Genomic DNA, 15,527 nt, shown 5'->3' with positions numbered 1-15,527 from the left:
GAGCCAACCTACAACATGGACGCGCCCCGAGAGACAAGCAGCACCGCAACCCGCCGGGCGAACGGCTCCCGAGCGGCTTTTCGAGCAGCTGCGATCAGCTCGGCTGGTCCGGTACCGGGCAGGCCAGCCCGTTCAACAGAGTGCGCAGTTTCGCGGTCGTCTCGTCGAGTTCGGTGCGCGGGTCGGAGGCCGCCACGATGCCGCCGCCACCGTAGGCCTGCACGGTGCGTCCGTCCGCGGACACGTCGGCGCACCGGATCGCGACCACCCATTCGCCGTCGCCGCGCGCATCGCACCAGCCGACCGCGCCGCCGTAGAAGCCGCGCGGCTCCTCGTACTCGGTGATGGTCCGCAGGGCGAGGTCGGTGGGGGTGCCGCAGACGGCGGGCGTGGGATGCAGCAGCAGGGCCAGATCGAGCGCGGTGGTGGCGGGATCGCGCAGGCGTCCGGTGATGGGTGTGGCCAGATGCCAGACCTCGGCGGTGTTGATCAGCTCGGGGCCGTCCGGGATCGCGAGTTCGGCGCACACGGGGGTGAGTCGTTCCCGGATCCACTCGATGACGAAGGCGTGTTCGTCGCGATTCTTGGTACTGGACAACAACTCCCGCGACCGTTCGGCATCGACGGTGGGATCGGCGTGCCGGGGCAGCGTTCCGGCCAGTGGACGCAGCGTGACGGTGTCACCGTGCCGGGCGACCAGCACCTCCGGTGTGGCGCCGACCAGGTGCGCGCCGGTCCGGCCGGCGGGAGTCAGATCGACGGCGAAGACGTTGGCCTGAGGATGGCGTACCAGCAGGTGCGCGGCGACCACCTCGGGCTCGAGCGGCTGGTCCGCCTCGGCGATCAACGAGCGCGCGGCGACCACCTTGCGCAGCGGCTGCGCCGGATCCGACAGCTGCTCCACCAGTTTCGTCACCCGGGCCACATGCTCTGCCGGACTGGGAATCTCCGCGACGACCCGGACCTCGGGCAGGGGCGGAACGGCGGCCGGACGCCACGGGCCCGCACTGTGCTGGGCCTGCTGCGGCTCACACAGCGCGGCCGCATCGCCCGGGTCGAACGGGATCGCGCCGACGATCAGTTCCGCCGCACCGTCACGCAGGGCCGTCGCTGCCCGCCGCGCATCGTCGAATGCGCGCCGGATGCCGGTCGTACGGACCACGCCCCCCGGTTGTGCGAGCAGAAAGCCGTCCATAGTTTCCCGACGATAGTCGTGTGCGGAAGCGGCGGCGCCCGGGTAGCGACGCAGATCTCATGTGGGCAGACTCATGTGAAGGCGGCGGCACCCTCACAGCTGACCGGCGAGATCGCTGACCGGTATCGGTTCCTTTCCCGGCGGCACCAGCAGAATCGGCCGATGGCAGTGCTTCAGCACGGCCTCCGCCACGCTCGAATGCAGCAGGGCGCGGATGCCGGTGGAACCGCGCGTACCGGCGACGATGATGTCCACATTCAGCTCGTCTGCCACGTCGACGATGGCGTTCCAGATGGTCGAGGTGCATTCGGCGGTACGGGGCTCCGCATTCAATCCCGCCAATTTGGCCAGCCGTACGCCCTCGGCATTGATCTGTTTCGCGTCGACGTAGGCGATATCCTCGATCTCCTCGTCCGGCAGCCATTCCGGCTGCATCACACCGGAAAGTCCGGACAGCCGCGCGGCCTGGCGCACCATCGGCTCCCATGCGGTGAGCACGACCGCCTTGGGCGCGGACAAGAATCGCCCCGCATATTCCACGGCCCGCTTCGCATTCTCGGATCCGTCGTACGCGATGAGCATCAAGTCGCAAGTCATGCCGACCTCCCGGACATCCGTGCCGTGCGCATGCGGGTTGTTCCGAGACTACCCGCGGCCCCGAGAGTACTCGGGCGATCAGCGTAAATGCGGGATGTCGATCGGTATTCGCCGATTCGATTCGAAACCGTTCCGTTCCGTCACCGGATTCGGTCCGGACCGAATGCGACCATTCGGTCCGGACCGGCCGGACCGTGTGCTGAACCTCACTCGTGGCTGACAATTCGCGCGTGATTCACCGAATCACGTGTAACTGCTGTGATTTCCGGTATTCACTGGAACAACCGACGAACGGAGCCGGGGCACGGCGCCGGGAGATGGACAGTGAGTGAGGTGCATCGTGCGATTGAAAGAGATTGCTACGCCACAGGATTGGGCGGACACCTACCGCGAGCTGTTCGGATTACCCTATGTGCGCGTCACCTCGCCGGGATATGTCGTGTTACCTCTCGGCGACTCGGTCGCCGCGGTGAATACGCCGGAACCGCTCGGTGCGCTGGTACTCGGTGAATTGACCGTGCGCGGGATTCCGGGGCCGGTGCTCGTGCGTGAACACCCGCCGCGTCGAACGTTTATCGCGGTATTCGACGGATATCCCGATGTGGACCGGACACTGCGATTGGAACGCCACGGCGTCGATATCGGATCCCATCGCAGCAATGTCATTCTGCCCACCGGATTCGGGCGCCACACCCATGAGGGCCGGTGGTGGGCGCGCGCGCCCCAGCGCGACGAATCGCTGCCGCTGCTGTCGGAGGTCGTGGCAGCGGTGGAGCGCATCGCGGCATAGCACGACGACCGGGGCACGACGACCGGACCGGCGTCCGGCGGCGCCGCAATCGCGAGGCTATCGGCGGGTGCGCAACTCGTAGCGGCGCTCGGCATAGGCCAGGTCGTCGCGCCATAGGCGGGCCGCCGCGTGATTGATCAGCGGGCGCAGCACCGGGAGAGCGCGGTGCGCGTGCCGGAAACCGGGGCGAAGTGAGTGTGCGATGACCGCTTCGATCACCGCGGTGCGAGGCCGGCCGTCGGGGCCCGGGCCGAGCGGGGTGGCGTGGGTTTCCACCACACTGCCCGCGCCTTCGCCGCCGACGATGCGCATCACGATCGTGCGCGGGTCGGGACAGGTGAATTCCGCTTCGACCGGAACTCCGAGACCGCGGGTGACGCGGAAGGTGACGGTGAGCAGGAAGCGATGATCGTCCTCGCCGAGGTGCTCGCGCGGGGGTGTCCGAGTGACATCCAGGCGGGTGAAGGAGTACGGGTGGAGCCATCCGCCGTGCCACGGATCGAGCCGGTTGGCGACGATGTCGCTCGGCTCGCAGATGCCCGTCGACCGATTGACCGCGTGCACCGTAGTGTCCTCGGGCCGGGCGCCGACGACCGGCGCCTCGGTCGGTGTGTGCCCACCCACGGCGTCCAGGCGTACCCAGGCGAGCACCCCGTCGTCGTGGCAGGGGAACGGTGACCACCGCGGCCCGCCGTCGGCGCCGATCCGCAGGCCGTGCCAGCGGCAGATCAAGGTGCCGTTCTCGACGCGGCCGGTCGCGAGCGACGCACCGAGGTGCGGGCACGCGCCGGGGCCGACCAGCAGGCTGCCGTCGCGGTCTCGCCAGGCGACGATCTCGACACCGCCGACGGTCGTGCCGAACGGCCGCCCCGCCCGGATCGCGCGACTCGCCGCGAACACGTACCAGTTTCCGCTGGGCAATCGCTGGGACCAGTCCAGTGTCGCGTCGATCAGGGCGGGATCGGCGTCGCGGTAGGTGGGCCGCTGTCGCGACCACTCTTCGGCGGCGAAACGTCGCAGTGGAAGGTTCCTCACCCGGCCGGTGAGCTGAAGCCGATGGTTCACGACGAATTCCTTTCCCGGAGCGCGAGGGTGCGCAGGACGGCCGAGCGGCCACGGTTGGGCACCGTCTGCAGTGAATGACCGGCTGCCCGCCAGTGTTGTGCCAACGTCGACGCCGCGAGCCAACCGGTCGTCGCGGCGCGTTCCATCAGGGCCACCGGAAGATCCACCCGTATGCCGTCACCTGCCAGCATCAACCGCGGGTGCGGGGTGGTGACCTCCGGCCGGTTGGCGAAATCGCCCGGCGCGAAACGGGGGCAGTCCCGGCGCCACAGCGTGCGTTCCGCCACGACCCGCGCCTGCCTGGATTCGGGGTAGATCTCGTGCAGTCGCGCGCACAGCCGGTCTTGCACCGCCTCCCGTACCGATGTGCCGGGTAGTTCGGGCGCAGCCGCGTAGGCGTGCAGTTCCACGACGCTGCCGCCCCGTTGCCGGGCCCATCGGGCAGCGGCGCTCTCGTAGCGATCGACGACACTGATGTTGTCGATCGGGCTGAGGTTGCCGGTGGCGAGGAAGCTGGGCCGGTCGCGGCGCAACGGACGGTCCAGCCAGAGCCGGTAGACGACGAAGGCCGGGGCGAGCGCCAATGCGGCGACTCGCTCGCGCCATTCGGCAGTCCCCAATTCCGGTGACGCGGCGACGATGTCGCGCAGACCGGCTATGTCGGCGGCGAGTACGACGGCATCGGCGGACAGACCGGACCCGTTGTCGGCGTGCAGCCGGAAACCGGGGCCGTCGGTGTCGATCCGGGTGATTCTGACGCCGGTGTGGAAGTCGACACGGCCGGGACGTCCGGCGACGTCCGGCGCGGTGAGATGGTCCCGCAGCGGATTCCACAGGCCCACATCGAAATTGTCCCGAATCGTGTCGAAGACCAAACCCTCGCTGGAGCCCAGGAAGTAGATGTGGAACATCGTCGCCAGTTCGGCTGCCGACATCTGCTGGGGAGCGGCGAAGAAGCTGCGAGAAAAGACGTCGAAGGCCAGATGCCGCGCGGCAACCGGGAAATTGATGCGCTGCAGGAAGGTATCGGCGTCCACGTCGTCGAGCTGCCGATAGATCCGCGGTACCGACACGGCGGCCAGCGGCGCCGCCGCGGAGGGGTCCATCCGGATCAGGTCGCGCAGCCGGAAGGTGGGACTGCGCAACGCGAACGCCACCGCGTTCCAGGGAGGGGTGCGGGGCAGATGACGGAAACCGTCCCGGCGGCCGTGCGCGTCGATCAGCGGATAGTCGTCGACACGTTGCCACCTGGTCAGCCCGGGATCGCTGCGCGACAACAGCTTTCGCAAATTGTAGTACTGCGGAAAGAAGGCGTGGAAACCCCGGTTCATGGCGAGCGCGGTGCCGTCGGGCAGCGTCTCGGTCCATCCGCCGACGCGGCCGCCGAGATATCGCTCGCGTTCGATCACGTCGACTCGAAATCCCCGTTCGGCCAGCCCTGTGGCCGCGGCCAGACCCGCGATGCCCGCGCCCACCACCGCCACTCGTGGTCGCGGCTGCCCGCCCGCGCCGACATCCATTCGTCCCGGCGCGGCCGGGAGCCGGACCCGCCGCGGATCCCGCCCCAGCCCGTCGTGAGCCGACCGGGTTCTCATGACGGCGATCCCTCCTGCCGTTGCCGCGCCCGCTCCCAGCAGAGCAATACCGCTGTGACCAGGGCGAATCCGAAGAAGAAGTCCTCCACCGGGATATCCCAGGGAAACCGGATCCCGAGTATGTGGTCCGGGTTGTACAGCACGATCGGCGCGCTGAGCTTCGTCAACCACCCGTCGACCGGTATCTGGAAGCCGAGCACGATGACCATCGATATCCAGTAGGCGGGGCGCCGCAGCAATCCGGTGCGCAGCACGGTCCATTCGGCGACCCACACCGCGGGCACCGCCGCCACAGCGGGCACGGTGTACGCGAGTATTCCGACGCTCATCGTCTGCCTCGCAGTGCCGGGCGCCGCCCTCGTTCGCTGCCGAGCAGCGCTTCGACGGCGACGAAGGTGAAGAGCCCGCAAATCGGAACAACCAGGAAGAACAGCACTTCCTCGAGCGGTATCGAACCCGGCAGGGTGATGCCGACCAGGTAACGGCTGTCGAAACTCCATACGCCACCGGCGATCGCGAGCAGATCCCAGGTCAGGAAGAGCAGAGCGGGCGGTATCAGCGCGGCCGCCAGTAATCGTGGCCGGCGATACACGCCGCGGCCGAAGCATTCCAATGGCGCGGTCAGCGCCAGACAGGCCATGAGGAGGAACAGGTAATGCCAATGCGCCATGCCGACTCCTACCGTCGTTCGTTGATCCTGTGTCCGCGTTCCGGCCGGCGGCGGGCCCACTGCGCGTGCGCCAGACCGGTGGCACCGACATACGCCCGGCGAAGCTTGCCGACGGTGGCGCGCTGCCCGAAGACTTCGAACCCGCCGCGTTCGATGCGATCCAGAATCTCCGAATAGAGCTGTAGAGCCGTCGCGACGCACGGGCGGGAACGGGGTGCCAGGAGTTCGATCCCGTCCCGAGCGTAGGCATATATCTCCCGGGTGCGGGCATGTTGCTCGGCCAGCGCGTCACGCACCCGGGAATCGCTGTGCCGTTGTTTCCGGCACCACATCAGCAGATCGCGGTCGACGCCGTGCGCCGCCAGCTCGTCCGCGGGCAGGTAGATCCGGCCGCGCGCCAGATCCTCGTCGACATCGCGCAGAAAGTTGGTGAGCTGGAAGGCCTTTCCCAAGGCGGCGGCATATGGCTCGGCTGCCGGCGCGGGGCCGACGGTCCCCAGTATCGGCAGCAGTTGCAGCCCGATCACCTCCGCCGACCCGTAGATATAGCGGTCGAGCGCCTTCCGGTCCGGGTAGTCGGTGACTGTCAGATCGAGGCGCATGGATGCCAGGAATGCCTGGAACAGTTCGGCGCGGATGTGATGCCGTTCGGCGGTATCCAATACCGCGGCCAGCACCGGATCGGCATCGCCGTCACCGGCCTCGAGTTGCGCTGCCAACTGCGTCAAACGCGCCTCGCGGCGGTGAACGGTCCAGGCCGGATCGAATTCGTCGAGTACGTCGTCGACGCGGCGGGCGAATCCGTACAGCGCGTGCACGGCGGGGCGCTGATCGGGCGCGAGCAACCTGGTTGCCAGGAAGAAGGTCTTGCCGTGGCGAGCGTTGAGAGATCGGCAATATCGGTACGAGTCACGCAGTCGCGGATCGGTGATGCCGGCCGCCTCGAGTTCGGTGCGGGTCACAACGCCTCCCCTCGGGGCCGCACACCCGTGGTCGTGTCCGCGAGTACGGACTCGATGGTGTCGAAGGGCTTGTGCTGTGCGATTTCCCTCGCCAATCGACGCGCCGCCACGCGATAGCCGGTGTCGCCGAAAACGCGGTCCACCGCCGCCGCGACCGCCGCCGGTGCGGGCGCGGCGCCACCGAGATCGATGCCCGTGCCGGTATAGGCCACGCGCGCGGCGACTTCCGGCTTGTCCGCGGTGTCACCCGCGACGATCACCGGGATGCCGTGGCGCAACGCATGGTGCACGCCGCCGTAACCACCGTTGGTGATCACGAGGTCGACATGCGGCAGCAACTCTGCGTACGGAACGAAATCACGCACGTGAATATGCGCGGGCAGCGGGCCCAGGCTCGCGTCCTTCCCGCCGGTGCTGACCACGACGACCAGATCCGGGCGCCGCGCCAGCGCTGCCAGCGCGGGCCGGAGCAGCTGATCGGGATCGCCGTTGTCCCAGGTGCCCTGGGTGAGGTGTACGACCCGGCGGTGGTCGGCGACGGACTTCCAGTCGGGGGACGCCTCGAACCCGTCCGCCGACGCCGGAATCGGTCCGGTGAACACCACCGTGGACGGAAGATCGCGCCGAGGGTATTCGAAACCGGGCACGGTGAACTGCAGTATCCGGTCGGCCAGGATCGGCCAATCGAGCAGGAAGACCGGGGCCGGCGGCATGCCGAGTTCGGCAAGAATCGCATTCAACCTCGCCTGCGACGGGCGGAACAGTACGTGGTGCACGAAACGATTCATCCGCGTGTAGTCGCGCCCGGCCCGTGGCTGCCATCCCACACCGAACGGCGGGCAATCGGCGCTGGAGAGCGTGAGCGGTCCGACTCCGCACACCAGCACCGGCGGTCGGGGAGCATCGGACACGAGCAGGGGTATCGCACCGCTGAACATCGAATCCACCAGCACGGCGTCGAAATGCCCGCGGGCCAGCTCGGAGGACAGCGCTGTGTACTGGGCCGTGAGGGGCGCGAGAAAGATCGAACTCAGTTCCGCCCGGCCGATCCGCAGACGCCGGCCGAGCCCGCGGCCCGCTCTCGAAGCCACGGGACGAACATCGGCCGCGCCCGGTAATTCCGCCGCCGGCACGCCGTGTTCGATCGCGAGTTCGCGAAATCGAGCTCCGGTGAGCAATCGGACTCGGTGCCCGCGCCGCCGAAGTTCGCCCGCGACGGTGGCCAGCGGCAGAACATGACCGGGTATGGGACTCGCGGCCAGCAAATATCGTGCCATTCCACGGTTCCTCGCTGATCGTGGCCGGATCGCCTCGGCGGTGTCCGCCCAGGATGTCGATCCGGCCTACTCTGCGCCGCGCTGACACTGCACGCGGCAGCAACCGTCACGTCGAGCTCAGTGAAGAAGCGTTCGGGCACCACATCGATCGGCGACGTGTTGCCCGTACGACACGAGATTTTACGGTAGAACGCCCGGCCGGTTCAGGCGATCGGGAACAGGCAGGCGACGGCGAGTGCCAGGACCAGGCACGGCATCGGATACGGCAGATGCGCGTACCAGCGCGCCCGCACGATGGTGATCACCGCGCCGACGAAATACAGCACGAGGCCGACGGCCGCGGCGATGCCGATCGCCGGGATCGCCAGGCCGACCAGCAACCCGAGCGCACCCGCGGCCTTGATCGCCGCCAACGGCATCAACGCCCAGTCCGGCACCCCGTAGCTGCGCATATTTCCGCGCACCCAGTCCGGGTTGACGATGTCGACGACGGTCGCCCCGAAGACGACCACGGCGGCGACGATCGTGACGGTCACGTATGCGGTGTGCATGACACCCTCCTGCTCGTTCGGCGCCCCTGATCTGCGATGGTGAAGGTGTGGGCCGAGCCCACTGCGCGGGCGAACAGGGCGAATCCGTCCCACATCGAGTTCGACGTGCGGCGACGGAGAAAGGTGACCGGTGCGCGATCGGGACGAGCTGGCGCGGCGCTTCGAACGACACCGCGACCTGCTGCGCGATATCGCCTACCGCATGCTGGGCTCGCTGCACGAGGCCGAGGACGCGGTGCAGGAAGCCTGGCTGCGCCTCGATCGGGCCGCGAGCGCGACCGAGACGACGCGCGGTGAGCGAGGTGTTGCGGACGGGTCTGCGGTGGAGGGGCGTGCGGCGGACGGGTTCGGGATCGACAATCTCGCGGCGTGGCTCACCACCGTCGTCTCGCGAATCTGTCTGGACCAGTTGCGTTCCCGGACCGCCCGGCGGGAAGAGTTCGTCGACCCCGTGGACCGATCCGCCGCGCTCGACTCCGCCGGCACCGAGGCCGGCTCTCGGTCCGGCGCCTTCACCGAACCGGAACCCGAAGCGCTACTGGCCGATTCGGTCGGCCGCGCGATGCTGGTGGTGTTGCACGCGCTGAGCCCGGACGAGCGCGTCGCCTTCGTACTGCACGATATGTTCGCCGTCCCGTTCGGCGATATCGCCCCGATCGTGGGCCGGACCACGGCGACGACGAAGAAGCTGGCCAGTCGCGCCCGGCAACGGGTACGCGGCGACAGCTCGACGCCCCCGGCCGAGCTCGCCCGTCATCGTGAGGTGGTCACGGCATTCCTGTCGGCGGCACGAGCAGGCGACCTCGGTGCCCTGCTCGCGGTCCTCGCGCCCGATGTCGTGCGTACCGCGGACCCGGCGGTCCTGCCGCCCGGCATCGCGGCGGTCGTGCGCGGCGCCGCCGCCGTGGCCGAGGAAACCGTCTTGCTGCGCAACCGTTCCCAGGTCGCGGGTGTGGCGCTGATCGACGGCGCGGTCGGTGTCGTCGTCGCCCCGGCCGGGCGTCTCGCCGCGGTCCTGCTCGTCACCGTGCGCGGCGACCGGGTCACCGCCTACGACGTCGTCGCCGATCCCGAGCGACTCGCCGCGCTGACTGTCACCGTGTTGCCCGAATACGGAACAGCGCCGGTTCGGCCGTAGCCGAACCGGCGCTGTCCAGGTTGTCGAATTCCTATGTCACCGAAGTGAAGTCGCGGATCAACGCTCCAGGATCGCGACCACACCCTGGCCGCCGGCGGCGCAGATGGAGATCAGCGCGCGTCCGGAACCCTTCTCCGCCAACTGCTTCGCGGTCTGGGCGACGATGCGTCCACCGGTCGCGGCGAACGGATGCCCGGCGGCCAGCGAGGAGCCGTTGACATTGAGCTTGGTGCGGTCGATCGCGCCGAGGGCTCCGTCCAGACCCAGGCGCTCCTTGCAGTACTGGTCGGATTCCCACGCCTGCAGGGTGGCCAGCACGACCGAGGCGAACGCCTCGTGGATCTCGTAGTAGTCGAAATCCTGCAGGGTGAGGCCGTTGCGGGCGAGCAGGCGCGGCACCGCGTAGGTCGGCGCCATCAGCAGGCCGTCCGGACCCCAGACGTAGTCGACCGCGGCGACTTCACTGTCGACGAGGTAGGCCAGTGGCTTCAGGTTGCGCTCGGCGGCCCACTCCTCGCTGCCCAGCAGCACCGCGGAGGCGCCGTCGGTGAGCGGGGTGGAGTTGCCGGCGGTCATGGTGGCACTCGGGTCTTTTTCACCATTGCCGAGCTTGTTTCCGAACACCGGCTTCAGGGTGGCCAGCTTCTCCAGCGAGGAGTTCGGGCGCAGGTTGTCGTCGCGGGTCAGGCCCAGGAAGGGGGTGACCAGGTCGTCGAAGAAGCCGCGGTCGTAGGCGGCGGCCATGTTCTTGTGCGAGAGGTAGGCCAGTTCGTCCTGCGCCTCGCGGGCGATGCCGAATTCCTTGGCGGTGATCGCCGCGTGCTCACCCATCGACAGGCCGGTGCGGGGCTCGGCGTTGCGCGGGATCTCGATGCCGACCATGCTCGGGCGCAGCCGGCCCACGAGCTTGACGTAATCCTTGTTGTTGCGCGCCCGGTTGGCGTCGAGCATCCATTCGCGCATGGATTCGCTGACACCGATCGGCGCATCGGAGGTGGTGTCGGTACCGCCGCCGATACCGGCCTCGATCCGGCCCAGCGCGATGGCGTCGCCGACCGTGACGATCGACTGCAGGCCCGTGCCGCAGGCCAGCTGCAGATCGTGGGCGGGGGTGTAGGGCGACAGTTCGCTGCCCAGCACGCTCTCGCGGACCATGCCGTGCTCGCCGACGCGCTTGAGCACCGCGCCGCCGACAACCATGCCCAGCCGCTCGCCCTGCAGCCCGAACCGGCTGACCAGGCCGTTCAGCGCGGAGGTGAACATGTCCTGGTTCGAGGCGCGGGCGTAACGGCCGTCGGATCGCGCGAACGGGATCCGATTACCGCCGAGGACGGCGACAGGTTTGGCCTGCTTGGCCTTGTCGGCCCGGCTGCTCGATGGTGCGGTCTTCGCCGAACGGGCTTTGGTAGTCACTCGAGTCTCCTTGGAGGACGGTCGGGCCGGCGGAGCTTGCGGAGCCGGCGGGTGGGTAGGCACTGTCTCGTCGGGTTTTCTGGGGCCGGAGCCGGGAATGCCGCATTTTGGGGACGAAGTCGGTAACCCGGCCGACTGTATTGCCGGCGATTCCGTCGGTTTACATTAAACTTACTCTGGAGTAAGTTAATTGTCGACACCGTACCCCGGAGATGTGGGCTACAACGCGCGGGGTAGTGGGGAAATACGGAAACGGCAGACGTCCAGATCGTCCACATTCGACACAAGGAGAAGGTAGGAACAGTGGCAGCCAGCAAGAGCAAGGGTGCTCCCAACCTTTACGGTTCGTTCGTCAATTCCGCCCCCGGCGCCTTCCTGGCCGGCAAGTTGGGCCTGCCGCAGCCGGAGAAGCTGCGCCGCTACACCCCGGGCGAGCCGGCGTTGCCCGGCCCGGTCCTGCTCGGCGGTAAGGGCCGCGTCGCCGACGCCGCGCGCACCCTGTTGTCGGACTACACCTTCGTCGACGCCCCCACCCAGGGCGTGAAGCTCGGCGCGCTGGTTTTCGACGCCACCGGCATCGGCACCGTGGAGGAACTGTCGCAGCTGTTCGAGTTCTTCCAGCCGGCCATGCGCTCGATCGCCCCCTCCGGCCGCGTGCTGGTCGTCGGCACCACGCCGGAACTCGCGGGCAGCGTCGACGCGCAGATCGCGCAGCGCGCGCTGGAGGGTTTCTCCCGCAGCGTGGGTAAGGAACTCCTGCGCGGCGCCACCGCCAACCTGGTCTACCTGCACCCGGAGGCCGCCGCGGCCGCCACGGGTCTGGAGTCGACCCTGCGCTTCATCCTCTCGGCCAAGTCGGCGTTCGTCGACGGCCAGGTCTTCCGGGTCGGCAAGGACGACAACGCCGCGGCCGGCATCGACTGGACCAAGCCGCTCGACGGCAAGGTCGCCGTGGTCACCGGCGCCGCCCGCGGTATCGGCGCCACCATCGCCGAGGTGTTCGCCCGCGACGGCGCCACCGTGATCGTCGCCGACATCCCGGCCGCCGGTGAGGCGCTGTCGCAGACCGCCAACAAGGTCGGCGGCACGGCGCTCGCGGTCGACGTCACCGCTGCCGACGCCGCGGACAAGATCGCCGAATTCGCCACCGAGCGCTTCGGCGGCGTCGACATCATCGTGCACAATGCCGGCATCACCCGCGACAAGCTGCTCGCGAACATGGACGCCGCCCGCTGGGACGCCGTGCTCAACGTCAATCTCGCCGCGCCGCACCGCATTACCGAGGGCCTGGTGGCCAAGGGTGCGCTGAAGGAGGGCGGCCGGGTGATCGACGTGTCCTCGATCGCCGGTATCGCCGGTAACCGCGGCCAGACCAACTACGGCGCCTCCAAGGCCGGTGTCATCGGCATGGTGAACGCCGAGGCGCCCAAGCTGGCCGAGAAGGGCATCACCATCAACGCCGTCGCCCCCGGTTTCATCGAGACCGCGATGACCGCCGCCATTCCGGTCGGCACCCGCGAGGCGGGCCGGCTGCTCAGCTCGCTGCTGCAGGGTGGGCAGACCGTCGACGTCGCCGAGACCATCGCCTACTTCGCCAGCCCGGCCTCGAATGCGGTGAACGGCAACATCGTTCGCGTCTGCGGCCAGGCCATGATCGGAGCCTGACGTGGCAACCCGGACCATCTCGCTGAACGAGTCGCCCAAGACCGGCAGCCTGTATCTCAAGGCCGCCCTGGGTGCCGTTCCGCTGCCGCTGGTGTCGGCGCGCAAGTCTCAGATTCCGGACCGCGCGGTCGAGTGGAACGGCGTCCGCGTCGATCCCGACCACCTCGCCGCCTACTGCCACGCGACCGGGCTGCGCTTCGGCGACTCCCTGCCGCTGACCTATCCGTTCGTGCTCACCTTTCCCGTGGTGATGCAGCTGGTGGTGGCCCGGGACTTCCCGTTCGTCGCGGTCGGCGCGGTGCACGCGGAGAATCTGATCGAGCGCACCCGCGAGATCTCGGTCAGCGAACCGCTCGACATCCGCGCCCACGTGGAGAATCTGCGGGAGCACCCGAAGGGTCTGCTGGTCGATGCGATCAGCGAGATCAGCGTGGGTCGGGAACTGGTGTGGCGGCAGGTCACGACCTTCCTGCACCAGCAGCGCACCTCGTTGTCCGGTGGCCCGAAGGCCGCGCCGCCCCCGGACGAGGTGCCTCCGCCGCCGCTGCGCAGGCTGAAGGTCGACCAGGCGATGATCCATCGCTACGCGGCCGCCTCCGGTGACCGCAACCCGATCCACATGTCGGCGCTCGGGGCGAAGGCCTTCGGCTTCCCGCGCTCCATCGCCCACGGCATGTGGTCGGCCGCCGCGATCCTCGGCGTGATCGAAGGCCGGGTGCCCGCGAAGACGTCGTACGCGGTGAAATTCGGTAAGCCGATCCTGCTGCCGTCCACGGTCAACGTCTACGCCGACCGGACCGCCGAGGGCTGGGATCTGTCGCTGAAACATCCGAAGAAGGGCTACCCTCATCTGACCGCGACGCTGCGCTGAGCGGCGAACGGCACGAACAGCCGCCCACCTTCTCGGCGGCCGCATATCGGATCGCATGGGGGATTCGATATGTGGCGGAGGCGAAAAGGTGGGCGGCTGTTGCCGTTCCGGCCGGCGATCGGCGGCCGGGTCAGCAGTTGCAGTCGCAGCCGCAGCAATCGCAGTCACAGTCGCCGCAACTGTTGCAACAGTTGCAGCAATCGCCACAGCCCTCGCAGTCGCAGCAGTCGTCACAATCGCAGTCGCAGCGGTGTATCCAGGCATCCCGATGTTCACCGCTGCACGGCCGCCGATGCCCGCCACAGCAGGCGTATCCGGTGCAGTACACCCCGCAGATGATCCCGACGCCCTGCCAGAAGGTGGGCCGTCGCGGGGGCTCGTGCGGCGGCTCGTCCGAGGGCGGATACGGATCGTTCGGCGGCCGATCGCCGAAGGGCGGCGGAATGTCGTAGGGCTGCACCGGGCTCGCGGGATACGGTCCCTGGTCGGGGTAGGGTGACGGATCGATTTGCGGCCCAGCGGGGTTCGGCTGATACGGCGGCGGCGCCGGATACGTCCCGGGCTGGTAGGGATTCGGCTGATAGGGCTGCTGCGCCGTAACGGCCGCTGCGGCTGCCGAGGGCCGAATGTGCCCGGCCGCCACGGGGTGGCCCAGCAGCTGTACTGCGGCGTCGGCATCGGCGCCGTCGGAAAGCGTTCGGCCGCCGCGTTTTCCGCAGCCGCGGGCAGCTTTCGCGTCGCCGCATGCTACGGCCGCGGCTCGGCCCAGCTTCCGAACGACACCGCGCAACGGATCGAGCAGCAGCCAGCGGACGGCGGGAACGTGGGCGAGCTTCGCCTGGTGTAGCGCGCGGCGGATTTCGGCGTCGGATTCACGCAGCAGGCCGTGCGCCTCTTCGGCGCTCACTCCGCTGGCGAGCAGCGGGTTGAAGCGATTCCGGCGGCGGTCGTCGTCCAGATCTTCGATGGCGTCGGCCAGGTGAGCGATGCGGCCGAAATGCCATCCGGCATCTCGGAGGGCCGGCGTGTTCTCCGGTCGGCCCGCCAGCACCGCGCTGTGGGCGAACAGTTCCGCGGCACACATCTGTGTCGGCTCGGTGAGTGTGGCGAGCAGCTCGGCCGGTGTGGAACCGATTGTCCGCGTGTCGCTTTCGATGTCGGAGCCCCGGGAGTCGATCGCGGCAGCCCCGCGCCCGTGTGCCGCCTGCAAACGCGGTTGCCCGCCGCACGCCGTGTGAATCCGCACTGCCTGTTCGAGTTCCGCCTGGCGGCCGATCGCGGCGATCAGCGGTTCGATATCCAGCCCGATGTCGGCGGCGTTCGCGCGCGCCGAGGCGAACCAGCGATCGGCCACCTTCCGCATGGGGCGCCGGACCAGCGGGCCCGCATCGCCGTCGTCGGCGTGGTCGCGAATCTTGGCCGCTCCCAGCAGGAGTGACGCGGTGGTCGCCAGCCGCACCCCGGGGGATTCGGCCGCGGCGACCGAGGCCCGCTGCATGCCACGCAGCGCGCACGGTCCGGCCGCGGTTCGCGCGGACTCGCCGGCCTGTGCTTCCGTCAGCACGTTCAGCACGATCGCATCGGTATTGGTCGCGGTGCGGGCCAATTGGCCGTGCCCGTCGCGCAGGCCCAGGCACAGGCCGCACATATGCGTGCGCCAATCCGCCGCGTCCAGGCCGTATTTCGCCGCGCTGTGCGCGCACGGCGTGAGAAGTCCGAACAATTCCGCCCCGTTGAA

Annotated in this window: 15 protein-coding genes; 4 read left to right on the top strand and 11 right to left on the bottom strand. The window is 68.7% G+C overall.

The genetic code is table 11. The features are described 5' to 3' along the window. Nucleotides 1–94: 94 nt before the first annotated feature. Nucleotides 95–1,195 (bottom strand): isochorismate synthase, encoded by a 1,101-nt coding sequence (locus tag ACPCUW_RS07490; protein ID WP_063011454.1) that lies wholly within the window; start codon nucleotides 1,193–1,195, stop codon nucleotides 95–97. Nucleotides 1,196–1,288: 93 nt separating this feature from the next. Next, nucleotides 1,289–1,792, bottom strand: coding sequence for a universal stress protein (locus tag ACPCUW_RS07485; protein ID WP_030514240.1), 504 nt, complete (start codon nucleotides 1,790–1,792; stop codon nucleotides 1,289–1,291). A gap of 340 nt (nucleotides 1,793–2,132) precedes the next feature. Here ACPCUW_RS07485 and ACPCUW_RS07480 point away from each other — a divergent pair, with 340 nt between their 5' ends. Then, nucleotides 2,133–2,582, top strand: coding sequence for a hypothetical protein (locus tag ACPCUW_RS07480; protein WP_146100745.1), 450 nt, complete (start codon nucleotides 2,133–2,135; stop codon nucleotides 2,580–2,582). A 57-nt stretch (nucleotides 2,583–2,639) separates the two neighbouring features. Here ACPCUW_RS07480 and ACPCUW_RS07475 read toward each other — a convergent pair whose 3' ends face one another. The 7 genes from ACPCUW_RS07475 to ACPCUW_RS07445 all read right to left on the bottom strand — a co-directional run bounded on the left by ACPCUW_RS07475 (nucleotide 2,640) and on the right by ACPCUW_RS07445 (nucleotide 8,702). Beyond that, the gene (locus ACPCUW_RS07475) at nucleotides 2,640–3,647 is read right to left on the bottom strand and encodes a DUF5914 domain-containing protein (protein ID WP_423424102.1); all 1,008 of its coding nucleotides are present in this window, start codon (nucleotides 3,645–3,647) and stop codon (nucleotides 2,640–2,642) included. After that, nucleotides 3,644–5,242: an FAD-dependent oxidoreductase gene (locus tag ACPCUW_RS07470; RefSeq protein WP_423424101.1), complete on the bottom strand. Its 1,599-nt coding sequence runs from the start codon at nucleotides 5,240–5,242 to the stop codon at nucleotides 3,644–3,646. Before ACPCUW_RS07470 ends, ACPCUW_RS07475 begins: the two co-directional genes overlap by 4 nt. Continuing rightward, nucleotides 5,239–5,571, bottom strand: coding sequence for a lycopene cyclase domain-containing protein (locus ACPCUW_RS07465; RefSeq protein WP_030514244.1), 333 nt, complete (start codon nucleotides 5,569–5,571; stop codon nucleotides 5,239–5,241). The genes ACPCUW_RS07470 and ACPCUW_RS07465 overlap by 4 nt, the downstream gene beginning before the upstream one ends. Then, nucleotides 5,568–5,912: a lycopene cyclase domain-containing protein gene (locus ACPCUW_RS07460; RefSeq protein WP_030514245.1), complete on the bottom strand. Its 345-nt coding sequence runs from the start codon at nucleotides 5,910–5,912 to the stop codon at nucleotides 5,568–5,570. The genes ACPCUW_RS07465 and ACPCUW_RS07460 overlap by 4 nt, the downstream gene beginning before the upstream one ends. An 8-nt stretch (nucleotides 5,913–5,920) precedes the next feature. Next, nucleotides 5,921–6,874, bottom strand: coding sequence for a phytoene/squalene synthase family protein (locus tag ACPCUW_RS07455; protein ID WP_423424100.1), 954 nt, complete (start codon nucleotides 6,872–6,874; stop codon nucleotides 5,921–5,923). Beyond that, entirely contained in the window at nucleotides 6,871–8,151 is a 1,281-nt protein-coding gene (locus tag ACPCUW_RS07450; RefSeq protein ID WP_423424099.1) for a glycosyltransferase, read from the bottom strand. Before ACPCUW_RS07450 ends, ACPCUW_RS07455 begins: the two co-directional genes overlap by 4 nt. 203 nt (nucleotides 8,152–8,354) lie before the next feature. After that, entirely contained in the window at nucleotides 8,355–8,702 is a 348-nt protein-coding gene (locus tag ACPCUW_RS07445; RefSeq protein WP_063011430.1) for a DoxX family protein, read from the bottom strand. A 130-nt stretch (nucleotides 8,703–8,832) separates the two neighbouring features. Between ACPCUW_RS07445 and ACPCUW_RS07440 the strand changes: the two genes are divergently transcribed. Beyond that, a complete protein-coding gene (locus ACPCUW_RS07440) occupies nucleotides 8,833–9,840 on the top strand; it encodes a sigma-70 family RNA polymerase sigma factor (RefSeq protein ID WP_423424098.1) in 1,008 nt (335 codons plus the stop codon). 57 nt (nucleotides 9,841–9,897) lie between these two features. Here the strand turns inward: ACPCUW_RS07440 and ACPCUW_RS07435 are convergent, their stop codons facing one another. Further along, a complete protein-coding gene (locus ACPCUW_RS07435; protein ID WP_104365975.1) occupies nucleotides 9,898–11,253 on the bottom strand; it encodes an acetyl-CoA C-acetyltransferase in 1,356 nt (451 codons plus the stop codon). A gap of 303 nt (nucleotides 11,254–11,556) precedes the next feature. Here ACPCUW_RS07435 and ACPCUW_RS07430 point away from each other — a divergent pair, with 303 nt between their 5' ends. Beyond that, nucleotides 11,557–12,918, top strand: coding sequence for a 3-oxoacyl-ACP reductase (locus tag ACPCUW_RS07430; RefSeq protein ID WP_082856781.1), 1,362 nt, complete (start codon nucleotides 11,557–11,559; stop codon nucleotides 12,916–12,918). A 1-nt stretch (nucleotide 12,919) separates the two neighbouring features. Continuing rightward, the gene (locus ACPCUW_RS07425; protein ID WP_423424097.1) at nucleotides 12,920–13,789 is read left to right on the top strand and encodes a MaoC family dehydratase; all 870 of its coding nucleotides are present in this window, start codon (nucleotides 12,920–12,922) and stop codon (nucleotides 13,787–13,789) included. Nucleotides 13,790–13,919: 130 nt separating this feature from the next. On the opposite strand, the gene ACPCUW_RS07420 is transcribed toward ACPCUW_RS07425, so the two are convergent. Beyond that, on the bottom strand, nucleotides 13,920–15,512 hold the full coding sequence (locus tag ACPCUW_RS07420) for a DUF5685 family protein (RefSeq protein WP_423424096.1): 1,593 nt from the start codon (nucleotides 15,510–15,512) through the stop codon (nucleotides 13,920–13,922). Nucleotides 15,513–15,527: the final 15 nt, after the last annotated feature.

The sequence above is a fragment of the Nocardia sp. AB354 genome (assembly GCF_049538315.1).
Lineage (GTDB): Bacteria > Actinomycetota > Actinomycetes > Mycobacteriales > Mycobacteriaceae > Nocardia > Nocardia nova.
Note: the sequence above shows the minus strand (reverse complement) of the source record. Positions and strands in the feature narration are given on the sequence as shown.